The 25292-nt window shown below is 63.0% G+C and carries 21 protein-coding genes; 8 read left to right on the top strand and 13 right to left on the bottom strand.

Translation table 11 applies throughout. The annotated features are described in order from the left end of the window. Positions 1–99: 99 nt before the first annotated feature. Genes ACZ7GB_RS07175 through ACZ7GB_RS07165 form a run of 3 tightly spaced genes read right to left on the bottom strand, consistent with a single transcriptional unit; the run spans position 100 to position 3910 of the window. Positions 100–1527: a nickel-dependent hydrogenase large subunit gene (locus tag ACZ7GB_RS07175; RefSeq protein ID WP_472158097.1), complete on the bottom strand. Its 1428-nt coding sequence runs from the start codon at positions 1525–1527 to the stop codon at positions 100–102. Continuing rightward, entirely contained in the window at positions 1524–2522 is a 999-nt protein-coding gene (locus tag ACZ7GB_RS07170; protein ID WP_472158096.1) for an NADH-quinone oxidoreductase subunit B family protein, read from the bottom strand. The genes ACZ7GB_RS07175 and ACZ7GB_RS07170 overlap by 4 nt, the downstream gene beginning before the upstream one ends. Further along, a complete protein-coding gene (locus ACZ7GB_RS07165) occupies positions 2519–3910 on the bottom strand; it encodes a sensor histidine kinase (RefSeq protein WP_274961505.1) in 1392 nt (463 codons plus the stop codon). Before ACZ7GB_RS07165 ends, ACZ7GB_RS07170 begins: the two co-directional genes overlap by 4 nt. 257 nt (positions 3911–4167) lie before the next feature. Here ACZ7GB_RS07165 and ACZ7GB_RS07160 point away from each other — a divergent pair, with 257 nt between their 5' ends. Continuing rightward, positions 4168–5586 (top strand): serine hydrolase domain-containing protein, encoded by a 1419-nt coding sequence (locus ACZ7GB_RS07160; protein WP_472158095.1) that lies wholly within the window; start codon positions 4168–4170, stop codon positions 5584–5586. Here ACZ7GB_RS07160 and cysK read toward each other — a convergent pair. The 3 genes from cysK to ACZ7GB_RS07145 form a co-directional block, all read right to left on the bottom strand. Then, complete coding sequence (gene cysK / locus ACZ7GB_RS07155; RefSeq protein WP_472158094.1) at positions 5541–6506, bottom strand: cysteine synthase A; 966 nt, start codon at positions 6504–6506, stop codon at positions 5541–5543. The two genes, ACZ7GB_RS07160 and cysK, sit on opposite strands and share 46 nt — an antisense overlap. A gap of 591 nt (positions 6507–7097) precedes the next feature. Continuing rightward, a complete protein-coding gene (locus ACZ7GB_RS07150; RefSeq protein ID WP_472158093.1) occupies positions 7098–8057 on the bottom strand; it encodes a glycosyltransferase in 960 nt (319 codons plus the stop codon). Between the two features lie 67 nt (positions 8058–8124). Beyond that, a complete protein-coding gene (locus ACZ7GB_RS07145; RefSeq protein ID WP_472158092.1) occupies positions 8125–9132 on the bottom strand; it encodes a glycosyltransferase in 1008 nt (335 codons plus the stop codon). Between the two features lie 713 nt (positions 9133–9845). Between ACZ7GB_RS07145 and ACZ7GB_RS07140 the strand changes: the two genes are divergently transcribed. The 5 genes from ACZ7GB_RS07140 to ACZ7GB_RS07120 all read left to right on the top strand — a co-directional run bounded on the left by ACZ7GB_RS07140 (position 9846) and on the right by ACZ7GB_RS07120 (position 15763). Further along, a complete protein-coding gene (locus tag ACZ7GB_RS07140; protein ID WP_472158091.1) occupies positions 9846–11006 on the top strand; it encodes a glycosyltransferase in 1161 nt (386 codons plus the stop codon). Next, positions 11003–11992, top strand: a complete 990-nt coding sequence (locus tag ACZ7GB_RS07135; protein WP_472158090.1) for a glycosyltransferase family 2 protein — start codon at positions 11003–11005, stop codon at positions 11990–11992. The genes ACZ7GB_RS07140 and ACZ7GB_RS07135 overlap by 4 nt, the downstream gene beginning before the upstream one ends. Then, a complete protein-coding gene (locus ACZ7GB_RS07130; RefSeq protein ID WP_472158089.1) occupies positions 11989–12969 on the top strand; it encodes a glycosyltransferase family 2 protein in 981 nt (326 codons plus the stop codon). Before ACZ7GB_RS07135 ends, ACZ7GB_RS07130 begins: the two co-directional genes overlap by 4 nt. Then, positions 12966–15407 (top strand): GNVR domain-containing protein, encoded by a 2442-nt coding sequence (locus ACZ7GB_RS07125; RefSeq protein WP_472158088.1) that lies wholly within the window; start codon positions 12966–12968, stop codon positions 15405–15407. Before ACZ7GB_RS07130 ends, ACZ7GB_RS07125 begins: the two co-directional genes overlap by 4 nt. 74 nt (positions 15408–15481) lie before the next feature. Further along, entirely contained in the window at positions 15482–15763 is a 282-nt protein-coding gene (locus tag ACZ7GB_RS07120; RefSeq protein ID WP_078542026.1) for a hypothetical protein, read from the top strand. A gap of 21 nt (positions 15764–15784) precedes the next feature. Here the strand turns inward: ACZ7GB_RS07120 and ACZ7GB_RS07115 are convergent, their stop codons facing one another. The 6 genes from ACZ7GB_RS07115 to ACZ7GB_RS07090 all read right to left on the bottom strand — a co-directional run bounded on the left by ACZ7GB_RS07115 (position 15785) and on the right by ACZ7GB_RS07090 (position 21416). Beyond that, positions 15785–17608 (bottom strand): ABC transporter ATP-binding protein, encoded by a 1824-nt coding sequence (locus ACZ7GB_RS07115; RefSeq protein ID WP_472158087.1) that lies wholly within the window; start codon positions 17606–17608, stop codon positions 15785–15787. Further along, complete coding sequence (locus ACZ7GB_RS07110; protein ID WP_472158086.1) at positions 17605–18591, bottom strand: phosphoenolpyruvate carboxykinase (ATP); 987 nt, start codon at positions 18589–18591, stop codon at positions 17605–17607. Before ACZ7GB_RS07110 ends, ACZ7GB_RS07115 begins: the two co-directional genes overlap by 4 nt. After that, positions 18588–20477 carry an asparagine synthetase B family protein gene (locus ACZ7GB_RS07105; protein WP_472158085.1) on the bottom strand — a complete coding sequence of 630 codons (1890 nt, stop codon included), beginning with the start codon at positions 20475–20477 and terminating at the stop codon, positions 18588–18590. The genes ACZ7GB_RS07110 and ACZ7GB_RS07105 overlap by 4 nt, the downstream gene beginning before the upstream one ends. Further along, complete coding sequence (locus ACZ7GB_RS07100; RefSeq protein WP_472158084.1) at positions 20474–20884, bottom strand: lasso peptide biosynthesis B2 protein; 411 nt, start codon at positions 20882–20884, stop codon at positions 20474–20476. The genes ACZ7GB_RS07105 and ACZ7GB_RS07100 overlap by 4 nt, the downstream gene beginning before the upstream one ends. Before the next feature lie 37 nt (positions 20885–20921). Beyond that, the gene (locus ACZ7GB_RS07095; protein ID WP_078548375.1) at positions 20922–21194 is read right to left on the bottom strand and encodes a PqqD family protein; all 273 of its coding nucleotides are present in this window, start codon (positions 21192–21194) and stop codon (positions 20922–20924) included. 87 nt (positions 21195–21281) lie between these two features. Beyond that, on the bottom strand, positions 21282–21416 hold the full coding sequence (locus ACZ7GB_RS07090; RefSeq protein WP_256365664.1) for a hypothetical protein: 135 nt from the start codon (positions 21414–21416) through the stop codon (positions 21282–21284). A gap of 346 nt (positions 21417–21762) precedes the next feature. Here ACZ7GB_RS07090 and ACZ7GB_RS07085 point away from each other — a divergent pair, with 346 nt between their 5' ends. Then, a complete protein-coding gene (locus ACZ7GB_RS07085; protein ID WP_472158083.1) occupies positions 21763–22869 on the top strand; it encodes a nucleotidyltransferase family protein in 1107 nt (368 codons plus the stop codon). Continuing rightward, positions 22866–23849 (top strand): glycosyltransferase family 2 protein, encoded by a 984-nt coding sequence (locus ACZ7GB_RS07080; protein ID WP_472158082.1) that lies wholly within the window; start codon positions 22866–22868, stop codon positions 23847–23849. Before ACZ7GB_RS07085 ends, ACZ7GB_RS07080 begins: the two co-directional genes overlap by 4 nt. Before the next feature lie 25 nt (positions 23850–23874). Here ACZ7GB_RS07080 and ACZ7GB_RS07075 read toward each other — a convergent pair whose 3' ends face one another. Then, a complete protein-coding gene (locus ACZ7GB_RS07075) occupies positions 23875–25074 on the bottom strand; it encodes a glycosyltransferase family 2 protein (RefSeq protein WP_472158081.1) in 1200 nt (399 codons plus the stop codon). Positions 25075–25292 lie beyond the last annotated feature (218 nt).

Genomic DNA, 25292 nt, shown 5'->3' with positions numbered 1-25292 from the left:
CCTCTTGGCTCAAATATCCCGGGGGTTCGGGGCAGAGCCCCCATTTTCGTCAACGTATCTCGCCCTCCGGCGACGGCAGGCACCGCGCCCCCAACTTACTCAATGCACCGTGCAGACCATGCAGGGATCGAAGCTGCGCACGATATGCTGCACCGAGACCGGCGTGGTCTCGCCCGCGCCGACCGGCGCACCGACCAGCGCGGCCTCCAGCGGGCCCGGCACACCCTCCGCGTCGCGCGGGCTGAAATTCCACGTCGTGGGCGCGATGATCTGATATGAAGCGATGCGCCCGTCCTCGATGCGCAGCCAATGGCCCAGCGCGCCGCGCGCGGCCTCCACCAGTCCCGCGCCCTGCCCTGCCTCGGGCAAATCGCCCTGCACCATGAACGCAGCAGCCGGGTCGATGCCTTTCGCCAGCCCCTCCATGAAGGCTTGCGTCCGCGCCAATTCCAACAGCCGCCCCACGACCCGCGCCAACACGCCGCCGCCCGCCAGCGCACGCGCCAGCGGATGCCCGTCCACGACCTGCCGCGCGAGCGCGCCGGTCTCCACCGTCTGCCCGTTCAGCCGCGGCGCCTTGCACCAGCTATAGGCCGCCTCGCGCATCGCCTCGTCGGGCCGTGTCTCACCCTGCCAGGGATGGGCCTGCGCCCCCAGCATCCACGCATGGCTGAGGTCTTCCGTGATCGCGCCGAAATCGACCGCGTCCAAGGCTCCGTCCCACAGCCCGCGCCCGAAGCCGAACCCTTCGGCCAGCGGATAGGCTCCGAAGCTCATATACCGGCCCGAGCCGCGCCCGAGCCGGTCCAGATCCAGATCGGCCGCGATGCGCAGGAACTGCCCCGCATCGCCCGCCTCCCATGCCATCAGCTGATCGACCGTCTCGATCGCACAGAAGGCTTCCAGCGACCCGCCGAAAACAACCTCCTCCAGATAGCGGCGGAAAGCGCGCAACGTCGTCTCGATGCGCACCTTGTCGCGCGGTCCCGGCGCGCGCGTGACGCCGCCGGGCTGGATTGCGAGCGTATGGGGCCATTTGCCCGCCATCAGCCCGAGGATATGCATCAGCTCGGCACGCGCCGCGACCGCAGCGCGCTGCGCGCCGCCCTCGGCGGGGGTGAAGCGCGCCACGGCTGGGTCGAACCACGGCCTGTCCGCATACACGGGGCGGATGAAATCGGGCATGAAGAACAGGTTGAAATGGAACAGATGGTCCGAGACATTCTCGACCGCATGGATCAGCGCCGCCATACCCGCGCCCTGCGGCGTGGGCTCCAGCCCCATGGCCGCGCCCAGCGCGCGCGCCGCCGCCGCGGACTGGCTGATCGAGCAGATGCCGCAGATCCGCGGCGTGATCGTCAGCGCATCGCGCGGGTCTTTGCCTTCCAGCATCCGCTCGAACCCGCGATAGAGCGGCGAGTTCACGCGCGCCTCGGCCACCGTCCCACCGGCGAGATCGAGATGCACTTCCAGATCGCCCTCGACCCGGTTGAACGGGCCCACGACGAGGCGCGGCGTCTCTGTCATCTGCGTCCTTTCGGCTTGCGGATCGTCGGCGTCACCTCGACCCGGTCGGCAACCGCGTTCTTCGCGATCCGCTCGGGCGTGGCCGCCTTTGACAGCGAGGCGAGCGCCATGAACCACGCTTTGGGCATATCGGTCGGAAGGCCCACCGGGATGCCCGCGATCTTCGGCGTCTCGGTAAAGGAATGGCGTGGTTCCTCGAATTCGGGCGCGGTGCAGTTGATGCAGGGGTATCCGCCCGAGGTGCACGACCCGTCGCCGTTCCACGGCCGGATATTGCAATCGCCCACGGCCTGCGTGCCGATGCAGCCCAAGTTCTCCATCATGCAGCCGATATCGGATAGCTCCACCGCCGAGGCCTTGTATTCGTAGAACTCGTTTTTCGAGCAACCGTGATGGACGAGATGCTTGGCATAGAACAAAGGCCGCCCGAAAGCGTCGAGATCTTCCGCCCCCAGCGCGCCTTCATTCAGCAGCAAAAGCGTCTCGGTCACCCAGTCGGGATGGGTCGGGCAGCCCGCCACGTTGATCACCGGCAGGCCCGAGCCCGAGCGAAACTCCACCGGCAGCGCCCCGCCCGGCAGCGCCCCGTCATATTGCACGCCGACCGCATCGGAGGGGTTGCCGCCCGCCGAGGTCACGCCGCCATAAGTCGCGCAGGTTCCCACCGCGACGACATGGCGGGCTTTCGGCGCGAGGCTCACCACCCAGTCGAGCATCGAACGCCCGGTGCCGGACACCATCTGGAACTTGCCCGTCCCACGCGGCCCGCGGGCGATGGAGCCCTCGACGGCCAGCACGTCCAGCGCGATCTCGCCGCTCTCGACCGCCTCGAAAATCGTTCGCACCTCCGCCCCGGTCTCGAGGCTGACGGTCGGGTGCCAGAGGAACTCGATTCCCGCCCCGCCCAGCGTGTCGAAGACATTCGGGGCTTCCGCGCAAAGGAGCGACATGGTGCAGCCACCGCAGCCTGCCGCTTGCAGCCAGAGAACCTTCATTCCGCCCCCTCGCCCAGTTCCAGATCGAAGGAGAAACAGGCCCCGCCCAGCGCCGACCCTTTCGGGCAGAGCCGCAGACGCCCGCCATGTTCCTCGATGATCTTATGACTGATCGCGAGGCCCAGCCCCGTGCCCGCACCCACCGCCTTGGTGGTGAAGAACGGATCGAAGATGGCCTGCGTCAGTTCCTCGGTCACGCCGGGGCCATTGTCGCCAACCGACAACGTCCCGCGTCCCTCCATCACGCGCGCATCGACCTCGATCCGGCCGGTGCCCTCTTCCAGCCCCGAGAGCGCGTCGATCGCATTTTGCACGAGGTTCATCACGACCTGTTGGATATGTCCCTGCCGACCGCGCACCTGCAGCGTCCCCGCGCCGGTGAAGGCGATCTCGACCCCGGCCTTGGAGCCGCGCTGCACCCAGTTCGCCGCCACCCGCGCGGTCTCGACCAGATCGAAGACGACCATCTCGCCCGAGCCTTCGGCACTCAGCCGCCGCAGATCTTCGACGATGTCGCGCACCCGTTCGGCCCCGTCGCGCGCGCCCTCGATGGCCGAGCGCAGGTTGCGGATTTCACGGTCGAGCTTCAGCTCCTCGCGCAGGGCGATCAGTGCCTCTCGATCCGCTCCGGCCTGCACTTTCTCGAAATAGGCCTCGAACTTGCCCGCATAGCGTTCCAGCGCATGGGTATTCGCGTAGACGAAGGAAATCGGGTTGTTCAGCTCATGCGCGACGCCAGCGAGAAGACGGCCCAGCGAGGCCAGCTTCTCGTTGCGCACCAGCTGCGCCTGCGTCGATTTCAGTTCTTCGTGGCTCTGCTCCAGCTCGGAATAGGCCTGGCGCAATTCGCCCAAGGGCCGCCCGGTCAGCACGTAGCCCGCGATGCGGGAGCGTTCGTCCATACGCGGGCTGATCGACAATTCCAGCGGCGCGGGCCCTTCCGGCCCGCTCAGCGCCGCTTCGATCGTCACCGGCTTGCGGGTATTCGCAGCCTCCGCCAGCCCGCGATCCAAGGCCTCGACCGAGCGCGCGTCGAACATGCCTGCGAGCTTGCGTCCGTGCCAAGCGCCGGGCGGCTCGCCAGTCAGGCTTGCGACCGAGGCCGAGGTTTCCAGCACCTCGCCCGAGCGCGAAATCACGATCAGCGCATCCGAAACCGAGGCGAGGATCGACCCGAGGAAAGAGCGCAGATCCTCCAGTTCGTGGTTCTGCTGCTCCAGCCGCTCCTGATAATCCACCAGATCGGCATAGGTCCGGTCGACCGCCGAGAGCACATCGAACCAGACGTCTTCGCCCGCCCCCTCATCCGCGCCCGGCGCGTGGCGCAACAGCCCGGCCAAGGTCGGGTCCAAGGGGTGCTGGCTATCGGGTGCGGACTCGCGCGACATGACACTCTCAAAGCCGGGCGCAACGGGCGCCCATCCCTTATCGCTAGCCCATTCGCAGCGCTCAGTCCATGATCTCGGCTCCCACACCGAGGGGCGCATTTCGTGTCAAAAGACACGCCACACCCCAAGATGACCTTCCGTCAGCCCGCGCCTCGCCCTCTTGGCAAGGCCGCGTGCTTTGCCAAAACTACAGCGCGAACGGAACCAGGCGGGTGACTTGGCGCGTCCGGCGCGGCGGGAACCCGAGGGAGGACGAGATGCGGGGATGGAAAGCGGTGCTTGCCGGGATCGGCGGGCTTGTCGTGGTGGCGGTGCTCTACGCGGTGATCGTGCCGCCGGAGCTGCTGCGCGTCGGCGCTGGCTATAGCGCGAAGATCACCTGCTCAGCGGAAGCGCTGCAAGGCCGCGACCCCGACGAAGTTCTCGAAACCGATGTGCAAGCGCCGGGCAATCCGTTGCTGCGCGCCTTCTGGGTCAGCACCGACCGCCAGGCAGGCCGGGTCCGGGCCGCCTTCGCCGGGATCATCGCGCCGACGACCGCCGAGGAGCGCGTGGGCCTCGGCTGCGCCACCTTCCCCGATGGCAATCTGGCCGCCGCCCGCGATCAAAGCGCCCCCTCCGCGCCCGGCCCCAGCACGAGCGCCGCCCTCTGGCCCACCGGTGCGCAGACCGACCTGACCGGGCAAGGCCGCTTCGAAGCCGTCTTGCGCGACGATGCGCTGACCGGGCCGGGGATGCGCGCGGTGGTGGTCATCAAGGATGGCAAGCTGGTGGCGGAGCGCTACGGCGATGGCTTCGATGCCGCGACGCCGCTTCTGGGCTGGTCGATGACGAAGACCGTCACCGCGGCCCTTGTCGGCACCGCGATCGAGGCGGGCAAGCTGCGGATGGACCAAAGCGACCTGCTGCCCGAATGGCAGGGCGACGACCGTGCGAAGATCACCGTCGCGCAGCTGATGTCGATGTCGAGCGGGCTGCGCTTCAACGAGGATTACGGCGACGTCTCGGATGTGACGCGGATGCTCTATCTCGAGCCGGACATGGCGAAATTCGCAGCCTCCCAGCCGCTCGATCATCCGCCGGGCACTCATTTCAGCTATTCCAGCGGCACCGCCGTGCTGCTGTCGCGCATCTGGCAAAATGCGGTGGGCGACACCTCCACCGCGCTCGCCTGGCCGCGCCGCAAGCTGTTCGACCCCCTCGGGATGAGCTCGGCCACGCTCGAGACCGACGCCTCCGGGACCTTCGTGGGCAGTTCCTACCTCTACGCCACCGCGCGGGACTGGGCGCGTTTCGGCCAGTTCCTGCTACAGGATGGCAAATGGGATGGCCGGCAATTGCTGCCCGCCGAATTCGTGCAGCGGATGCATGCACCCGCGCCGACCGATGGGGTCTATGGGCAGGGCATGACTTGGCTCGCGGGGCCGAGCAATCAGCAGAAAGCGGGCGATGATGCGCGGTTCGGGCTGCCCGCCGACACCTACTGGCTCGAGGGGCATGACGGGCAGACCGTCACGGTGATCCCCTCGGCTGATATGGTCGTGGTGCGGATGGGGCTGACGCCGTCTGACCTGAACTACCGCCCGCAGAAGCTGGTGGCGGCACTGCTGGACGCGGCGAAGGCCACGGCTCACGCTTCGTCGAACATCCCTTCGAACAGCGCCGAAGACAGGTAACGCTCGCCGGAATCCGGCAGCACGACGACGATGGTCTTGCCCGCATTTTCCGGTTCGCGCGCGAGACGCAGCGCCGCAGCCGCAGCCGCGCCGCAGGAAATCCCGGCGAGGATACCCTCTTCGCGCGCCAACCGCCGGGCGATCTCGATCGCCTCGTCATTGCTGACCTGCTCGATCCGGTCCACCAGATCCATGTCGAGCACCTTCGGCACGAAGCCCGCCCCGATGCCCTGAATCTTGTGCGGACCGGGGTGCAGCGCCTCGCCCGCACGGGCCTGCGTGAGAACCGGGCTAGCCTCGGGCTCCACCGCGACCGAGATCACAGGCAGACCCTTTTCCTTTTTCAGATAGCGCGAAACGCCGGTGATCGTGCCGCCCGTGCCGACGCCCGCGACGAAGATATCGACCACGCCATCGGTATCCTCAAAAATCTCCGGCCCCGTGGTCTTCTCGTGAATCTCGGGGTTCGCGGGGTTGTTGAACTGCTGCAGCAACACGTAGCGGTCGGGATCGGAGGCCGCGATCTCCTCGGCCTTGGCGATCGCCCCCTTCATGCCCTGCGCGCCTTCGGTCAACACCAGTTTTGCGCCATAAGCCAGCAGCAGCTTGCGACGCTCGATGCTCATCGTGTCGGGCATGGTCAGCGTGATCGGGATGCCGCGCGAGGCGGCAACGAAGGCCAGCGCGATCCCGGTATTGCCCGAGGTCGGCTCGACGATCTCCTTGCCGGGACCGAGCACGCCACGCTCCTCGGCATCCCAGATCATGTTCGCACCGACGCGACACTTCACCGACCACGCCGGGTTGCGCCCCTCGATCTTGGCCAGAACGGTCGCGCCCGCACCCTCGGTCATGCGGTTGAGCCGCACCAGCGGCGTGTTTCCGATGCTGAGCGAATTGTCTTCGTAAATACGTGCCATGCGCGCGCTCCCTTCCTGTCGTTTGCCGCGCCATCAAAGAGCAACACGCGCGGAAGGGAAAGACGAAAGCCTCGCATCGCTGCGAGGCTTCCACTTCTTTACCGGGCAACTGGCAGCACCCGGAGCTTTCCGAACGCCGTTACGAGAAAGCCAAATCCGGCGGACAGTACGAGCCCTGTCCGTCATAATCGTCATCCTTGTGTCCGCGACCGCGGCCGCCATGCGTCAGATCTTCGAGAGACCCCAAATGTTTCAATTTGGGCCGCTCATACCGGATGGCGTCATTTTTGCTTCGAGAATTCTCAATCACCACATATACCCCCACGTTTGATTGAATATAGAAAGGGTTACACAGCTCCGATGAACCGCTAGCGGTTTTTGCGGCGATTCAATCCGCGGTTGCGCGCGCATTAAAAAGTCACCCGAAAATGCTTAAAAAACGCGCATTTACGGGCTGGATTCCTGAATTTAACGAAATTGCGATCGGCGGCGGCTGGCCGAAAACCTCGGTGCAAGACACGAGGGAATCGCCTGACCGCCAGCTATTCGCGGCGAAACGTCCTGTTTTCATACACTTAATGCGTGTAAATTTCAGCTCCGCACTCTCGGCAGAGTAGCATCTACGGAGGAATGAGCGCGGCCGACAAAGCGTACGGCATTCCGCTTCAAGACCGCCTTTGGCTCGAAATTCCCCGGCACTCCATTCGCCGCAATCCCCGCCTTCTGGAGCGCCTCGATCCGTGCCGAACGCGGTATCCGCAGAACCTCGCCAGCCAGAAATGCGTCCTTCGCCTCTGGCGAGGTTCGGCCCCAGATCGCCCGTTGAAGCCGCGTGATTGACGCCTTGAGATCAAGCTCGCGACGCAGCCACCCCTTGTCGAGGCCCAGATTTCTCGTGGTGGATGTCTCGTTCTCTGCCCACGCGGCCAATCGTTCGCGGCTGACATAGACAGGTTCGGAGATCAGAGCCGTGCGCAGATATTCCTCCAGCGTCGGGATCGTATCGACCTTCACCGCCAGACTTCCCTCCATCTTGCGCGACCAGAACAGCGCACCGTTCGACACGCCGATCGACCCGAAGATCGCCAGATGGACCTCTTCGGGCGTGTAGGTGCGCTCGTCATAGACATCATCGAAGATGCCCTTGTCGCCGAGACGGGCGTTGGGCGTTCGGCTTTCGTGCTCGATGACCTGGCTCAGCATGCAGAGGTTCACCCCCTGCTGGGTGCAAATCTCGTGTCCGCGCGCAAGGTAGTCCGGGAAGACTTGGTTGTCGTCTTCCAGCATGCAGAAGTAATCGGCCTTGTAGGGGTTCTCCTTGAGAAAACAATCATCGAGATTGCGCGTCATGAATTTCTGCGGGCGGTTCTGCACATAGTGAACCCGCGGATCGCCAATCTCTTCGACCATCGCGCGGCCGCTCGCATCGGGGCAGTCATCGCGCACCTCACAGACCCAGTCCTCGAAAGTCTGCGCCTGAAGCGTGCCTATCGCACGGCGCAACAGGTCGGGGCGCCGATAGGTCGGCATACGCACGAGCGCTAGCGGCATTAGAACACCTTCTTGGTCGAAAAGGGGTCTGACCGACCGCGGCACGCCGATCGTTTACAGTTCGCCATCACGCGATCCTCTCAAACAGGTCCAGAAAGCGCCGAGCGCCGCGCTCGAGGGAAAGCTCATCGAGGATGTATTCGCGCGGCTGATACTCCGGGAGCCGCGCCCAGAATTCCTCGAACCGGTCTTCCATATTCGCGCGCGTCCAACGCAGCCCGCATCGATCGTCGAAATACGGAACTGCAGAGACTTCGAGGCCCTCGGGGACAAACTTGGCTCCGAGCGGATCGACGAGTTCGCCCTCGTCCCACGCGAAAACCGGAACGCCGGAAGACATCGCCTCTTGATAAGCGAGGCCTTGGGTTTCGTGCTCGGTCACGAAGATCAACGCCCGCCCCTTGGCCAAGGCGCTGCGATACTCTGCCAACTCGTGCTCGCCATATTTTAGCTCGACTGAACTCAGGCCGCGGCGTTCGAGCATGGCCCGCAGCGGCTGCATCGTATCTGCCTCGCGCGCGGCGTGGTTCCAGCGGATCTTGTTGTAGATAACGCAGTCGATCTGCTTGCGGTTCTCAGCGAGAAGCGGCCAGCGGTCCGTATCGATCCCGACGAACATCGGCGCCATTTTCGCGGCGACCTGAGGCGTATAAAGCCGGATCGGCCATTCCGACGGCTGCGTCACGATCTGATAGTTCCGCTCGGCAAGCATCGCCTCGGCACGGTCCGGATAGGGTACCCAGCCGGGCCCGAACAGGGTCGGATTGGGCAGATCGACATCGCTCCAGACCGACTGATGACCGGCAATGGCGATCGGCCTGTCCGGTGACCGACGGGCGAGCGCGAAATCATTGATCCGAACGTCATACCCGTTTCGCCGCAGACTTTCCGTCAGGTTCAGGAACGCCGTGAAGAACCCGGTATAGGGCTGCTTGCGCTTCAGCTTGCGGTAGCTGCGCCGCGCAACCCCGCGCAGCTGCGAAAGCTGCCGCCCCAGAGGCATTTCCCAGGCGCGCATCTCATAACCGTCATAGAAGACGGGAATAACCTTGTCCGTGAAAGCTGCCCCAGCCAACGTCCACCTTCCCCTTCGCGCTGCGATCGCGCCGCAAACCGAAGTGGCTTTTCAGGGATCACATGCCCCGCACGCGACGCCCTATGCACTTCAGATGTCCTCCAAGGGTTTCCATGACGGGCCGCTCCGAGCCAGCCCGCAGGCAATTCCCGCCACTCGTGCAGCCATGGACGCACAATCACTCAGCAGTGAAAGGTGCAAAAGATGCCAAGCGCCTATTCAGCAGGCATTTTATCGACAACCCACTAACGAATTTACGCAAACCCCATTTCTGAATAGGCAACCAAGCGGGTTTTCTCAGAGCGCGCGTCGAAAGAACTCTCATTGCGTAAATAGAATCGCTACCGAAGCGCCGAACGACCTCGCTGCAGCGCAGAAAGCGCCGCCGATTATTCGTTCACATTACGCACAGTTTCTAAGCGCCTTGGATATTCGCGCGACGTTTCCGCATGCCGCGCAGTAATTCGGCAAACCTGCCCTCCTTAGCATTTGACCGGAAACTGCCCAGATCGAAGCCTGATTTTGCGGTGGTTGGTTTTTGTCCGCTCCGCGCCGCGTTTCAGGCGATCTGGAGGAAGTTGAATGACTCGAAGTGGGCCCGATGCGAATGTCCCGCCCCTGCAGACTGACGGTCACGCGGACCATGTGCAGATCGGTGACTGCCACGCCGTTGATCGCGCGGCAGCGTGAGCGCAGGGAAGACGGCTTTCAAGATGCGTTTGATCTACCTCGTTCATGACCTCGACGATGCCGCGATCTGGCGACGCGTTCAGATGTTGCGCGCTGGCGGCGCCGAGGTGACGCTTGCGGGGTTCCAACGCTCAGCGCGGCCACTGCCGGAGCCTGCGCTCGTCCTCGGGCACACAGCGAATGGGAAAATGGCCCAGCGCGCGCTCTCGGTGCTCAAGGCCCTCCCCGGTCTCGCCAAGCAGTTTCCGACGCTCCAAGAGACTGACGTCATCATCGCTCGCAATCTCGAAATGCTCGCGCTCGGGGCGTATCTCAAGCGACGCGCACCGGCGGCACGTCTCGTCTACGAACTGCTCGACGTGCATCGTCTGTTGTCGGGGAACGGTCCGGCGTCCAAGGCGATCCGGGCCATTGAGGCAGCGGCGCTCAAATCCGCATCGGGGCTTCTGTATTCCTCGGAAGGGTTCAAACGCGGCCACCCTCAGCCGTTCGAGAAGCTCGCGCCGCACCTGTGCCTGATTGAAAACAAGCCGCTCGCGCTTGATCCGGCACAGCTTAGCACACGCACGCGCCCTCTGGAGGGGCCGCTGCAGATTGGCTGGAATGGAATTCTCCGGTGCCGCTGGTCGCTGGACACGCTCGACGCGCTCACTCGCAACGCACCGGGACATTTCCGGGTCAAAATGCGCGGACGTCCGGCGCTCGATCAACTCCCGGATTTCCATGAGCGCGTCGCAGCAAATCCCGATCTCGAATTTGGCGGTCCCTATACCGCGCCCGATGATCTCGATGAGATTTACGACGCGGTCGATCTTGCGTGGCTGATCGACCGCTACGAGGCCGGAGAGAATTCGGACTGGCTGCTGCCAAACCGCCTGTACGAAGGCTGCCTGCATGGTGCGGTCCCGGTGGTTCTTGCGGGAACCGAGGTCGCACGACGTACCGAAACTCTCGGCATCGGGGTTCATGTGGCAGAACCGTCGAGCGCGTCGGTCGCGCAAGCCCTTACCGACCTGAGCAGTGCGGATCTCCAGAAGCTTCGGCAAGCGGTCGCTACGAAGCCGAGGTCAACTTGGGAGGCGGGTCACGCAGAATGCCGTGCGCTCGTGTCCTGGTTGGCGGATCTTCCCACGCTTGGCGCGCCTCGAAAGGGCGCCACGCATCTGCGGGAGGCACAATCTTGAGCCGCATCCTCATCGTCATCCCCACGCTGAATGAGATCGACCATATCGCCTCGGTCCTCTCGGCGCTGCTGCCCTTCGCGCGCGCCCAGGACGCGACCGTCATCGTAGCCGACGGCGGATCGACGGACGGGACCTGCGCCGTGGTTGAGAAGATGGCACAGGAAACGCCGCAAATCGTCCTGCTGCACAATCCCGACAAGCTGCAGGCCGCAGCGGTCAACCTCGCCGTGGAGCGTTTCGGCGACGACGCGGAATGGTTGATCCGTGTGGACGCACACAGCGCCTACCCGAGCGATTTCTGCGAAACGCTGATGAGCGAAGCCATCGACACCGGCGCCGACAGCGTCGTCGTGCGGATGCGCGCCGAAGGTGTCACCCCGTTGCAGACCCAGATCGCGCGGGCTCAGAATTCGCGCTTCGGGAATGGCGGATCGGCACATCGGGGCACAGGGGAAGGCCGTTGGGTCATTCACGGTCATCATGCCCTGTTTCGTCTGAACGCCTTTCGCTCGGTCGGTGGTTACAACACCACATTCAGCCATAACGAGGATGCGGAACTCGATCACCGCCTGATCCGCGCGGGCTGCAAGATCTGGCTGACCGCGCGCACCTTCGTCCGCTACTTCCCGCGCAAATCCCTGCGCGATCTCGCGTCGCAATATTTCCGGTTCGGCAAGGGACGCGCCCGCACTCTTGCCTTGCATCGGGAACGCCCGGCAATGCGACAGGCGATCGTGGCGGCTCTGGCACCGGCACTCGCTCTTGTCGTGCTGGCCCCGCTGCACCCGATCTTCGTCCTACCCGCGATCGTCTGGCTTCTGGGCTGTGCGGTTGCTGGACTGGCGATCGCGATCCAGACGAAGCGTCTGGCCAATCTCACGGCGGGCCCGATCGCGGGCATCATGCATCTGGCCTGGTCCGCGGGGTTCTGGGCGCAGATTTTGGGCAATAGCATGCCAACCATCGGTCGCGGGGTGCCTGAGTGACCAATCCTAAGCGCAAAGACAAGATTGGCATCGGCCTGTGTACTTATCGTCGCGAAATCGTGCGCGACACACTCGCCTCGCTTGCCGAAACGCTCCCGCCGGACCTCGATATCTGCGTCATCGTCGCGGATAACGATCTTGAACCCTCGTCCGAAGAGCGGGTTCGTTCGGTGCCGCTTCCATTCGAGCTGCACTATCTTCACGCGCCCGCCCATAACATCTCGATCGCGCGCAATGCAGTTCTTGACGCGGCCGAGGCGCAAGACTTGGACTGCCTCGCCTTCCTCGATGATGACGAGCGCGCCCTGCCCGGCTGGCTCCCTGCCCTGATGGAGGCGCGCCAATCTGAAGAGAGCGCCGCGGTGATCGGCCCCGTGCGTGCCTACCACAGTGACGCGGCCCCCGAGTGGATGCGCGCTGGCCATATCCACGACACCCTCGCCGAGCTTGATAGCGAAGGGCGCGTGCGCGCGGGCTACACCTGCAACGTCCTGCTCGTCCTGAAACACCCCGCCGTCTCTGGCCTGCGGTTCGATCCCGAATTCGGTCGCAGCGGCGGCGAAGACACGATCTTCTTCGACCAGATCAAGCGCCGCGGCGGGACGCTTGCCTACGCCCCGGACGCGTGGCTCGAAGAGGATGTGCCTGCTGAACGCGCGCGGCTTTCGTGGCTTTTGCGGCGCCGCTTCCGCATGGGCCAGACCCATGCCGTTCTGGTCTCGCAGGGCAAGACGTTCGCTGCACGAATGATCGAACTCGGACGCGCCGGTGCGAAAGCACTCGCCTGTCTCGGACTTTCGCTGGGCCACGTCACCGACCTCTTGGCGCGCAACCGGAATCTGATGCGCGCGGCCTTGCATATTGGTGTCGTCTGGCGACTTGCCGGCGGAAGCAGAACGGAAATCTATGGCGGCGCATCTGCCGATGCCACGCACAACACAGCCTCAAGGCGCAACGCGCGAGGAACGACCTCTTGAGACAGACGCAATTCAAATTCGCAGATACCAGCAACGATCTCGAGCGGCCGATCTCGAAACCGCCCGAAACCGTAACGCTGGGCCAGCTCACGCGTATCCTGCGTCGTCGGCGGTGGTCGATCATCGTGCCCGTCGTGATCCTCGGTATCCTCGGGATCATCTATCTGGCGACCACGCCGCGCAGTTACCTCGCCAATTCACTACTGCTGCTCGACGCGAATATCAGCCGTTCGATCGAACAGCTCGGGGCTTCGGAGAACAACAATCTCAGCGAGTCCGCCCTTGAAGATGCCCGGCTGATCATCCGCTCCGACCGCATCTCGCAATCGGTCGTGAAGGAGCTCGATCTTCTCGACAATCCCTCCTTCACGTCGCCGCCGAGCTCGCTGTTTTCCCGGCTGATCGGCGGCGCGATCAACACGATCCGCACACCGATCAACTGGCTACGCTCGAAGCCCGAACCGAGCGGCACAACCACTCTGACGCCCGAACAGATCACCGCCGCGCGGCAAGACCTCGCCGCGCGCGCCCTGCAGGCGCGCATCGATGTCGGGCGTGTCGGCAGAAGCTCCGTGATCTCTATCAGCTACGAGTCCTACGATCCGGCCATGAGCGCCGCAATCGTGAATTCGCTCGCCGAGGGCTACATCGCCGATGTCCTCAATGCGAATTTCGAAGCGACCGAGCGGACGACGAACTGGATGCAGGACCGGCTGACGGAGCTGCAAAATCAGGCGCAACAAGCCGCGCTGGATGCGGAAACCTTCCGGGCCGAGCATGGGCTCGTCTCCTCGCGGGGCGTTTCGATGACAAAGGATTCCGTCGTTCAGCTCAATGCCGAGATGGCCAATGCGGTCAGCGATGTGGCCCGCGCACGGGCGCGCGTCGATACCTACAACCAGATCATTGCCGGTGGGGTCCAAGCCCTCGTCGATGGCGGCTCCACCGGGGTTGGCGGCGGAAGCGACCCGGCCCTGCAGCAAGCCCGCGATACGCTCACCGACTCGCTGGCGATGCTCAATCAGATCAAGACGAACTTCGGCGAAGATCACCCGCAGTATAAGGTGGTCCAACGACAGGTTCAGGCGGCTGCGGAACGCCTGTTCACCCTTCTCAAGCAAGGAAGCGCACAGGCGAAGAGCGATCTTTCAAGCGCCGAAGCGAAGGTCGATGCGCTCAAGAACAGCCTCGGCCTCGCGATCGACAGCGACACGAGTTCCGGCACCGTCGAGGTTCAATATAGCGCGCTGCAGCAACGCGCCGACACGCTCTCGACCCTGTACCAGGCGTTCCTGACGAAGTTTCAGGAGATCGAACAACAGAAATCCTTCCCCGTCTCGAACGTGCGGATCCTGACCAAGGCGGACGTGCCGCGCAACCCGGTCGGCCCGAGCACGAAGCGCGCGCTTGCGATCTCGATCGTGCTCGGGTTGATCATCGGGATGATGATCACGGCCTGGCAGGAATGGCGGGAGCGTTTCCTGCGTACCTCGGATGACGTTCAGGACGAAACCGGTGGACCGTTCCTCGGCTATCTGCCGGAGTTCGAAACGTCGGCGCAGTCGGAACCGGTCCGATCGATCACAAGCACCGCCGTGTTTCAGAACCTGCGGGACGGGCTCGCCGAGAATATCTCGAAACCGAGAAACGGGTCGCATTCGACCAGTGAAAGCGCCATCTACGCCGTGCGCCATCCCAGATCTTTCTTCGCGGAAACCTTGCGCAGCGTGCGGCTCGCCGCAGAAATCCGCGCGCCGGTCGAGACCGGGGCAATCGTGCTGGGTGTTACCTCCGCGCGTCCCGAGGAAGGCAAATCGACGGTGTCTCTCAATCTGGCTGCCGTGCTCAACATGTCCAATGCACGGGTGCTCTTGATCGATAGCGACATCCGGCGCCCGGGGCTCAGCCAGCGCCTCGGCTTCCGCCATGGCGACGGGCTTGTCGAAGTGCTTGCCGGTCGCGCGCCTTGGCGCAACCTGGTGCGTGAAGTGGAAGGCACCGGTGTGCATATCCTGCCCTGCATTCCGCCGAATGGCTTCACCCACAGCGCCGAGCTGTTGTCCTCACGCGGCATGCGCGAGTTGATTGCCGAGGTGCGCAGCGAGTTCGATTTCGTGATCATCGACCTCGCCCCGCTCGGCGCAATCGTCGATGCGCGTGCCATGATCCCGAACCTCGACACCGTGCTCCTCGTGGCAAGCTGGGGCAAGACGCCGAAGTTGATGCTGAACCGCATCCTGTCGGCCAATGCAGCGTTGCGCGAGCGCCTTTTGGGAACGGTGCTGAACCGCGTGGATATGGAAGATTTGCGTGACTTCGTCGATGTCTCCAGCACCGAGGCCTATTTCGAAGATTACAACGGATATTTCGGGGACCCGGGAAAAAGCTGGGACAAGCCCGAGATGCGCGGCACAAATACCAACACACGCAACAATTGAATTTCAAATGCTTGACCGGTTATTATCGAGAAGGTAACCGCTGGAGCCGAGCCCAAGTTTCGGAGTGCCAAGCCATGCGCTTGATGCCATTTCTCGTCGTCCTGACTCTTGTCACGATCATCGCTGGCGCGGTCGGGTTCTGGAATGGCATGTCTTTGGGAATGGTCGCGATTTTGTGTATTGCGATCTTCTTTCTCGGTCAGATCCTGTACGTCGGCCTCGTCGCCATCATGACCCGCGAGGAAACGGCCCGGAGAAAGAATCAAGGGCCCGCGCAAGCCGGTCGCGAGGCTTCGGACGACAATACGACGTCGCATGTTTCGCGCGGCGCCTACCTCAATCAGGAAAATCGCTGAGCTTCAGAGCGCCGTTCGATGTCACACCGCGCGGCTCGTGCTGCGTTCGGCGTCACGCATCTTCATGAACCTTGCGTCGGGCTTGGTGCGCAGGATGGCAGGTGCACCGCTCTCGACGATCCGACCCTCTTCCAACGCGAAAACCATATCCGCGAATTCGACCATCGAATAGCGATGCGCGATCGTGAGGATAGCCATCGGGGTTTCGATCTTCGCAAGGTTCGCCACGATACGGTTCTGACTTTGCCAGTCGAGCGCGCTCGTCGCCTCGTCGAGGATCAGCAGCTCGGGCTTTCTCAGCAAAGCACGTGCCAGCGCAATCCGCTGGCGTTCGCCCCCTGACAACAGCACGCCACGCTCCCCCAGCAGAGTGTCGAGCTGCGCGGGAAGCGTGAAGACGAAGTCTGCAGACGCGACGCGGAGGGCCGCCTCCATGTCCTGCTGATCCGCCTCCGGCGCGCCAACCTGCAGAGCTTCGCGCACCGTCATCGGTGGCAGATAGGTGTCCTGCGTGACGTATGAAATCCGGTGCCGCCAGCTCCGAATATCCATCGGATCGAGGTCTTGACCGTCTACGAGGATCTTGCCGGTCTCGGGCCGAATGAGGCCGCAAATCAGATCCGCGATGGTCGATTTCCCAGAGCCCGACGGCCCGATCAGCGCCGTCACCTCCCCCGCGCGAACCGTAAGGCTGACATCTTCCAAGGCACGCGGCAGGTCTTCGCCGTGACGATAGGACGCGCTTTCCAACTGGATCTCGTGCCATGGCGCGCGCGTCGCGATCGGCAATCCCGCTGCGACATCGCGCTGGCGGATCATCTCACCTTGGACATTTCGGATATGCTGCCACCCCGGCAAATTCACCAGAAACATCTGCGCCTGCTGCTGAAGCGTCATGAACCGCGGGGCCAGCCGCATCATCACGAGCAGCAAGACCACGATCTCGGAAATCGCGAGGCCGAGCTGCACGAGCGACAGGTAGATGAAGATCACCGCGCCGATCGCCTGGGCGATCTGGAAAATTCCGGAGCCCGTTGCGGTGCGCCGCGCGAATTCGCGGGTGTCCGTCCGCTCCATATCAAGGATCGCGTCGAACCCAGCAATCTCCGCCTCTTCGAGGTTCATCGCTTTCGCCGTCTTGAGCCCCGACAGGAAACCCGAGACCGCACGAAACTGATCGCGCCGGAGCCCCTGCAGCTTCACACCGTATTCCGCCGACATCTTCCGGTAAGGTCGAAGCGCGAGAAAGGCGACGACGCCAAATACGGCGGATAACACCGTCATCGGCACCGAAATCATCAGCCCCAGCGCCACGTAGAGCACAAGCGATGCAGAGCCCTGGATAAGCGACATCAACAACATCGACGCCATCCGAACCCGCTCCACCTCGCCGACGAGCGCATGTTCCAGATCGGCGTTGCGCTGGCGGACCAGATGATCCCACCGGCTCTCGGCGATGGCGGAAAACAAACCATGCCGCAAGATCGCGGAGAACCTCAGCTGGATGTCGGTGACATAGACCGTGCGCATCCGATTGAACAAAGCCTGCAGAATGAGAAAGCAGACGAGCATCGAGAGCAGCACGGCGAGCGGGAGCGTGAAGGCGGGAAGCGTCACGCCCATGAATTCGCGCTCAGTGATCTCAATGATCGGCGCGCCTTCCTCCGACCGGGAGACGAGGCTCAGGATCGGCAGAAGCAGAAGGACGGAAATGCCCTCGCTGAGGCTGCTCAGCATCAGCATGCCCAAGGCGATATAGAGCTTGTTGCCCGCCGCACGACGCATCGTCGTGAAGAGGTTGCGCGCCTCGCTGAGAGACGCCCTGGCGGAGAGAACGTCGCTCAATCCTCGTCTCCAGCCTTTGCGCGATCCGAATTCAGATCGGCGCGAATGGCATCTGCGAGGGTGGTCATGGCATCAAGCGTTGCGGGAAGGCGCAGGATGCGGACTTTCACCCTCCCGGCAAGCGCGACGGCGTCCCGGAAATGGCGATTGGCTGGCTCTCCCGACAGCAGGTTCTCTCCGAAGCGCACCCCGTAGGAGAACCGCAGGATCGCGGGCAGCGACTGGCTGGCGGCCACGTCGGCGGTGGAAGCCATCTCGCCCTCTCCGCGTTCGAGAATATAGAGACGCACGGCGGGAGCCGCATATTCTGCCGTCGCATCGCGAGGAAGCTGCACCCGCTTCTTGTCGATTGCCGCATGCACATCGCCCCGGGCGACGGACTTCTGCGGCCGGTGCGCCTCAAGGGCCGCGTCGGACAGCTTCACCTGACCGAAGCCCGACAGAACCTCACCGTCCGGCGTAAAGGCGACGAGGTCATCCGCAAGGAGCTTGCCCCCGGCATTCAGCAATGCCGCCGCGGAGGTCGACTTTCCCGTGCCCTTGTCCGCCATCAGAACGACGGCCTGCCCTCCGAGGGAGACCGCACTCGCATGCAGAACGAAATGCCCCTGACGCCGGAGCGCCTCGAACAGGATCGGACCGAGCAGCGGAAACGCGATGAGGTCGTCGCTGACACCCTCTGCGGGCTCGCAGAGAATTTCCGTACCGTCGAGGTTGACGGAGAAGGCCCCGACGGTTTGCCAGTAGAACCGTGTTTCCGTGGCCCCAAACTCGTACCAGGTCGGCAAAGATCTGCCGGTTTCGGGCAGTTCCACCGGCGCACGGCGAATGCGCAAGCTGCGCGGCTCTGCAACCGAGCCGGGAACGAAAGAGGCCAGCTCCGGGAGTTCAATATCGGAAACAACCTGCATGCCGTATGTGCTGTAGGAATATACGGGGGCGCCGAGCCCCTGCGCGGGTTCAATATGTTCGAGTTCGGTCACGCGTGGACCTCCCTTATCGGTTCTATTCCATATGCAATCGGTTGGCGGGCGCGTTCTTCCCGCTCGAGCCACATGTCGAGCCACGCAGCGCGCCAGAGCTGCATGACCTCCAATCCACCGGCATCGGCGGAGGTGTCGAACAGCGCCCGCGCGGTCTCTTGAAGGCGCGCGATATTGACGTATGGCTCAAGTCGTTCTGGCGGGTTGTCGATATACCGCCGCAACTGTCCCTGCGGGTCCTCGCGCATCGCGCGGCGATTGTTGGCGGTGAAGTCGACCTTCGTCGATCTCAATCGGACATGCTCCGGCAGGATGCCTTTCATCGCATCGCGCATCAGCGCGCGCGGCTGTCCGTTCTTAATCTTGTCCGCATCGGACCGGTTTACGCAAAGCTCGACGACGCGCCGGTCGTAGAACGGGAACCGCAACTGAAGCCCCAAGGGACGCGTGGCTCGATCAAGCAGCTCGAACGCACTCGGCGTCAAATCCCCCGCCAGCGCGCGCGCATGCGTCGCAAACCCAAATGGCATGTCCGAATAGAGTGCGGTGCCCGCGGCTTCGGAACGCGCGCGCAGATCCAAACGCGAAACCAGCTCCGGCGCGACGATGCTGAACCAATCCGGTTGGGCCGGATCGCTCGAGCTGAAAAGCCGACGCTGCAACCGACCCGCCAATTTCGCGGCGTTACGGTTTCCTCCGTGGCGCGCATAGGCCATCGCGAAGGACGCGACCGCACCACGGCCACCCGCGAACCCATGCAGTTTTCTCAGCAACATCCAAAGCTTCGCCCACTCGCCGGACCGGGCGAGTTCATTGAGATAGGAAAAGGACGCGCCTCCGATGACTTCATCGCCGCCATGCCCGTCGATCAAAACGGCATGCCCATCCGCCCGCGCTGCGGAACAGATCGTATGCGTCGTTACCATGCCAAAGCCCGGGAAAGGCTGTTGCTGGTTCGTGAGGAAAAGGTCCGAAAGCGTTGGATCGAGCGCAGTTCCAACGCCGCCATTCAGCATAGTGGGCCGGAAGTTTCCGGCCTCCAGAACGGCATCGATATATTCGCCCTCATCAAGTTCAGGCGCAGTGGGAAACCGCAGCGAGTAGGTCGGGAAAGGCTCTGACGACAATCGCGACGCCAGGATCGCCAGCGAACTTGAATCAAGGCCCCCGCTGAGCATCGCGGCGGCGGAGCCTCCGCTCATTGCTTCGCCGGTGGCGTCCGAGAGCGCATCTCGCAAGGCCTCGTCAGTTTGCTCGGCCGCGCTCAGGTCGCGGGGCTCGAGGCTCCACCACGTGCGCTGGGGCGACAGGGTGCCATCGCGATAGTGCATCAGCTTTCCCGGAGGCAAGCGGACGATATCTTTCCAAGCCGTGCGCGTCTGATTTGTCAGCTGCCCCGAGAGATGTTCGGTGATCCAGAGGACGTCATGCTCGGGGCGTTCCCCGGTCACCGCGATGACAGCTTCGGGATCGCTCGCCAACGCAAGCCCGCGCGTATTGGCCCGGTAGACCACCGGCTTGAGACCAAACCGGTCCCGGATGACAAGAAGAGTTGCGCGCTTTGGATCCCAGATTGCGATCGCGAAAGCCCCCTCGAGCACATGGCCGAGCTCGTCGTCGAAGCGATCATAGGCTGCGGCAACAAGTTCGATGGCCGAGCTGTTTGGCGGCATCGCCAGACGCCGCGCCGTGTCGCTCAGGTGGGTCAGGTCCAGGTCTGCCGCGACAAGCGCGCCGGTTGCGCTGCGCGTCGTCTGCGGCCCCGACATGAGAACCGAAGACCGCGCGGATGCTTCAACCACGGCGTTCCGCAGCTCGGGAACGGCTGCCAGCTTGGCGGGATCCGCGAAACCGCCAATTGCGCAATGCAGTGCGGGCCGGTTCATGGGCGCGCCTCGCCTTGCGCAAACGCCGTCATATTCTTCAACAACGTATGGCGCGCGAATTCCGCGCGCGTTCCACCAAGCACGATAATATTGTCGGACATCAACCAGGCATGCGGGCGAAACTCTTCCCCGCCTATCGGCAGCGACAGGCGCACGGTGGAGTCGATCCCGCGACGTGCGAGCAAGAGCTGCCCCGACGTGGCCTGTGTCAAACAGGTCGCTTGCGGGACGAGACGCGCAGCAGCCGCCACGGCCCATGAAATTTCAGCGAGAGTGCCGCGGTCAGCGGCTTTCGGCTCCGGAAAACGCGCGGCATTGGACACCACGATCTTGCGCAATGCATCGTGGCGGTGCCGCCACAGATCGACACGCACACGCACGACTGTCACGAGCGCCTCGAACAACAATCGAGCGTCGTGAAGGATCGGCCGTTTCCAACGCATTTCACGCAGCCTCGACGAGACCGTTTTCGTGAAGGTCGCTCAGGAGCACCGAGACATCCTCGGCAACGGTGTCGCGCGGAACAGAATAAGCGCCCGAAATCGTATCGATAATTTCTTCGACGCTCTTTTGGTCGCCCAATAGATTCCAGACGATGGCGCCGATGGAATCCAGACTGAAATAGGCATTGGAATTTAAATCCAAAATCGCGACGCCGTCACCATAAGGACAAGCAACACATTCGGAACGAACCCGATATTGGGACATTGCATTCATAGACTACCCACCCACACCTTGAGAGCCACGTTGCATAGAGTGGACAGAGGCGAGACCACGCCCCTGTCCTTCTCATTTTTTTTCGAATTACGAGAAGGTAAGACCCGCAATATCCGTACCGGGCGGCAGCACCTGGTCGGCGATCGTGGTGCTACCTGCACCGTGGGTCAGGTCTTCGAGCTTGCCGTGCTTTTGAAGCTGCGGACGAGTATACGTTTTCATCAGTAGATACCCCCTTTTGACGTTACGTACTCATTTTGGCTTGCGCCTCCTAAAGTCTTTAATCAGGCTCCACTTGAGTCAAACCTTAGTCCATTCGGAGCGTCACAGCTTCAGTTCGCTGCGAAAATAACAGGCAAAATCAAGGCAATATTCCCGCGGCCGATTTCAGGGGGTCCAATATGCGAGCATCCTGTCCGAAAACCCGCTCAAGAAATGAGCGCGTTAAAATTTCGCCAGAAAGCTGGACATTTAAAATTGCAACCTTGGGGGAATTAAAAAGTCTCGCAATTCAACCTGGGGTTGATCTCTCGATGGATTCGATTCGCGATTTCGTGAAGGTAGGCGCGTGAGCTTTCCGGAGAAAGAGCTCACTTACGTGAAGCGGCGCGACTGTTCGACACAGGTCGAAATTCTCAGGAAGATGGCATCCGGTCAAGCGCCGCCGATCAGCACCGACCCTCGCCTTCTCTTTGAAATCGCGCGCGTGAACAAGCTGTTGATGCACCCCGGGTGGCCAGACCTTCAAGGCGGCGCGGCCGAGCAGGTGAACGCTGAGCTCAACTTCGGACGCATGCGCGGAATGGTTTCGAATAATCGCGGGCTGAAGCTCGCCGCCGAGATCACCAAAGCGCTCGATGCCGGCCAGATTCCGCACCTTCACCTGAAAGGCCCGCTGCAGCAAATCCGGCTCTACGGCACGCCCCTTTTCAAGCCGTCCGGGGATGTCGATATACTGGTCGCGCCCAAGGATCGGATCGCGGCGGGAAAGATCCTCGAAGAGGCTGGGTTCAAGCCCACCGAAGCCGAACTCGGCAGCTGGTGGGTGCATTTCCTCGGCGAACGCCATTTCGAAGCGCCCGACCAACCCATCTTCGTGGACTTGCACCATAGCGTCCAACAGCCCGGCTTGCCGCGCCCTCGGAACTTGGTGGGCTTCCTGCATCGGGCGGTGAGGCAGTCGGTCGCGAACAGCACACTGCCGGTGCCGTCCCCGCCAGATATGTGTTTGATCGCCGCAATCACGCTCTGCAAAGCCTTTCTTTCGCATGAACCTGCGGGCTCTGTGGCCCTCGACATGATCAAGGCATTCGAGAGTCTCGAGCTGGACGAGCGGGATCAGCTCGAACAGCTCGCCCGACAGACTGGCCTCTCGGAAACACTGGATTTCGCCATGGCCCTCGCAACCACCAGCATCGGGCAAGACGGCCTGCCGCCGCGATCGCATGAACTGCTTGCCGACCGTTCCGCGGAAACCATTCGTGACATGGTCTTCCAGCCTTGGAAGAAAGGGCTGAGTTTCCCCAGACGGCGCGAAATTCTGGCAAGCCTCTGCGGGCGCGACCTGTGGCGTCTCGTGCGCGAAAGCAATCGGGCCTTCCTCTCGAACGCCTTCCTTAACGTGATCGCGCGCACACGAAAGCCCGTCGGCGAAGTGGGAGAAACCAAGCGATGACCCCAGAGATTTGCGTCGTGATCACCGCCTATAACGCCGAAGACACGATCGGCGATGCGGTCCGGTCCGCACTCGAACAGCCAGAGGTTGCGGAAGTTGTCGTGGTCGATGATGCCTCCACTGACCGAAGTGCAGAGGCTGCGCAGGACGCCGCAGCGGGTGACGCGCGCCTGATCGTTCTTAGAAACGACAGCAATCAGGGGCCGGCGGCAGGCCGCAACCGTGCAATCGCCGCCTCCCGGTCCCCGTTTCTGGCAGTGCTCGATGCCGACGACTTTCTGCTCCCCGGCCGCTTCTCGCGCCTTCTCGCCTATGAAGGCTGGGATCTGATCGCGGACAATATCGCCTTCGTGCCCGCCGATATGGCGCAGGCCTTCGACCCTACCCGGCTTCCCGACAGTGAGACGCGGGTTTTCGAACTCGATCTGGCCGGGTTCGTCGAAGGAAACATGGGCAAACGCGGCGAGACGCGCGGAGAGCTTGGGTTTCTCAAGCCGCTCATGTCGCGCGCCTTTCTGGACCGGCACGCTCTACGCTATGACGAAAGCCTGCGGTTGGGCGAGGACTTCGACTTCTATGTCCGCATGCTTGCGCGCGGCGCGAAATTTCTTGTCACCAGCGAATGCGGCTATGCTGCACGCGTGCGGGAAAATTCGCTCTCGGGTCGGCACGGGACGAAGGATTTGGGTGCGCTGATGACAGCGGCCTCTGCACATCTCGACGACCAATCGGTGTCCCGCGCGGCGAATTCCGCCATGCGTCGGCATCACGACCAGATCCGCGACCGCTACCTGCTGCGGCGCTTTCTCGACATCAAGGCGCAGGACGGTCTCGGGGCGGCCTTCAGGTTCTCTATCAAACCGCCGCAGAACTTCATGCCGATCGCGTCGGGTATCCTGCGGGACAAATTGCGTGCCCAAAAGCAACCCGCCGCACCGGTGACGAATACGCTCCGCCTCTTGCTTCGCCCCGAGGACTAAAGCGCGGTCTGCGGGTTAAATCCGCCTATGCCTGCTCCTGCGCCCATTGCGGCAACAGCCAACGCGCCCAGGCCCCTGCCCCATCCAGAGCCTCCGGAATGACGTCATTCGCTTCGGAAAGGGCGCTCAACTTCGCGGCCATTTTCGCGGGCGGCGAGGCCCACATCGCACCGGGCGCGACCGGCTTCGGTACGCTGACATGCATTTTCTCCGCGACGGATACGGTCGCGACTTCATCGGCCAGCACGTCAGCCCCTTCCTCGGCTCCGAGAGAGACCTGAACCGCACGGCGCTCCAAGCCAGTCGCGTCTTTGCCTTTGCGTCTCTCGGCGAGACTTCGGAGAACGTCCTGCGCCAGAGACGGACGCCGCGCGATCTTTATCGCTGCCACCGCGAACTGCCGGGCTTTCAGGTTGGCCACGAGCGCTTCGAACTCAGCCAACTTCCGCAACCCGCGATGGCGCGCGGCCAACTGCGCGGCAACGGCTGGGTCCAGCCCCTCCGACAACCGCTGCTGAGCGCGGATCATCGCGCCGATCGCGGCAGGCGAAAGCCGATGCGAAATCGATGCATTATGTCGACGGTACAGATACATCGGGTCGGGCAACGCACAGAACTTCACCCCCTTCAGCAAGAGACGCAGGACGAAATCGAAATCCTCGCCAATCCGCAGATCGGGATCGTAACGCAGATCGCCGAGGATCGCGCGACGGATCATCGGCTTGAGATACCCAAGCGGCGGGAGCTCGGTCTCCGGCGCCGCAGCCTCGACCCACAGCTTCGCAGTAATCTCGAGCGGAGCCACCAGAGACATCGGTTCGAGCAACGTGCGACCGCCCGATCCCGGGACAGTCCCGAAGAACACCATATCATCCGCAATAACATCCGCGCCAAGCGCGTCCGCCCCTTCCAGCATCCGCTCCAGCCGCTCTGGATGCATAAGGTCGTCACTGTCGAGAATGGCGACCCACTCGCCTTTGGCCCGTTCGAGCGCGCGATTGCGCGCGGTTGCCGGGCCCGAGGACATCTCTGCCGTCAGCACGTCGATGCGCGGATCCTGCCGCGCGAAATCCTGTGCAATCGCCACGCTGTCATCGTCCGATCCATCATCGGAGACGATCAGCCGCCAGTCCGATACGGTTTGGCGGCGTAGCGATGCGATTGCAGCCGCGAGATAGGACGCGCCGCACCAGTTCGCCATGATAACCGTGATGCGCTCGGCCAAGACAGTCTCCACCAGTGATGAAGACACGCTAGCCCATGCGTGCTGCCGAGTCGGCTGCACGCGCGCCTGACAAGAAAGCTGCCGAAGTCAGGTCTGCATCACGCTGCATTTGCGAGCCACAGAAAGCGAAACGCCAAAAAATCCATCGCTTTGAGACAGCTACGCCCGAGGCCTCCTGCATGTGCCACCAAAGCCCGAGCGATTCGACTGCGGGGCGC

Source organism: Thioclava sp. PTB-PU3-1 (genome assembly GCF_055666785.1).
The sequence above is the reverse complement of the archived record's forward strand: the minus strand, read 5'-3'. Positions and strand labels throughout refer to the sequence as shown.

Coding starts and splice junctions, on each gene's coding strand:
- ACZ7GB_RS07175 (WP_472158097.1), bottom strand. CDS start 1,527: ATGACAGAGACGCCGCGCCTCGTCGTGGGCCCGTTCAACCGGGTCGAG.
- ACZ7GB_RS07080 (WP_472158082.1), top strand. CDS start 22,866: ATGACCCCAGAGATTTGCGTCGTGATCACCGCCTATAACGCCGAAGAC.
- ACZ7GB_RS07160 (WP_472158095.1), top strand. CDS start 4,168: ATGCGGGGATGGAAAGCGGTGCTTGCCGGGATCGGCGGGCTTGTCGTG.
- ACZ7GB_RS07150 (WP_472158093.1), bottom strand. CDS start 8,057: ATGCCGCTAGCGCTCGTGCGTATGCCGACCTATCGGCGCCCCGACCTG.
- ACZ7GB_RS07165 (WP_274961505.1), bottom strand. CDS start 3,910: ATGTCGCGCGAGTCCGCACCCGATAGCCAGCACCCCTTGGACCCGACC.
- ACZ7GB_RS07095 (WP_078548375.1), bottom strand. CDS start 21,194: ATGAATGCAATGTCCCAATATCGGGTTCGTTCCGAATGTGTTGCTTGT.
- cysK (WP_472158094.1), bottom strand. CDS start 6,506: ATGGCACGTATTTACGAAGACAATTCGCTCAGCATCGGAAACACGCCG.
- ACZ7GB_RS07140 (WP_472158091.1), top strand. CDS start 9,846: ATGCGTTTGATCTACCTCGTTCATGACCTCGACGATGCCGCGATCTGG.
- ACZ7GB_RS07105 (WP_472158085.1), bottom strand. CDS start 20,477: ATGAACCGGCCCGCACTGCATTGCGCAATTGGCGGTTTCGCGGATCCC.
- ACZ7GB_RS07120 (WP_078542026.1), top strand. CDS start 15,482: ATGCGCTTGATGCCATTTCTCGTCGTCCTGACTCTTGTCACGATCATC.
- ACZ7GB_RS07170 (WP_472158096.1), bottom strand. CDS start 2,522: ATGAAGGTTCTCTGGCTGCAAGCGGCAGGCTGCGGTGGCTGCACCATG.
- ACZ7GB_RS07090 (WP_256365664.1), bottom strand. CDS start 21,416: ATGAAAACGTATACTCGTCCGCAGCTTCAAAAGCACGGCAAGCTCGAA.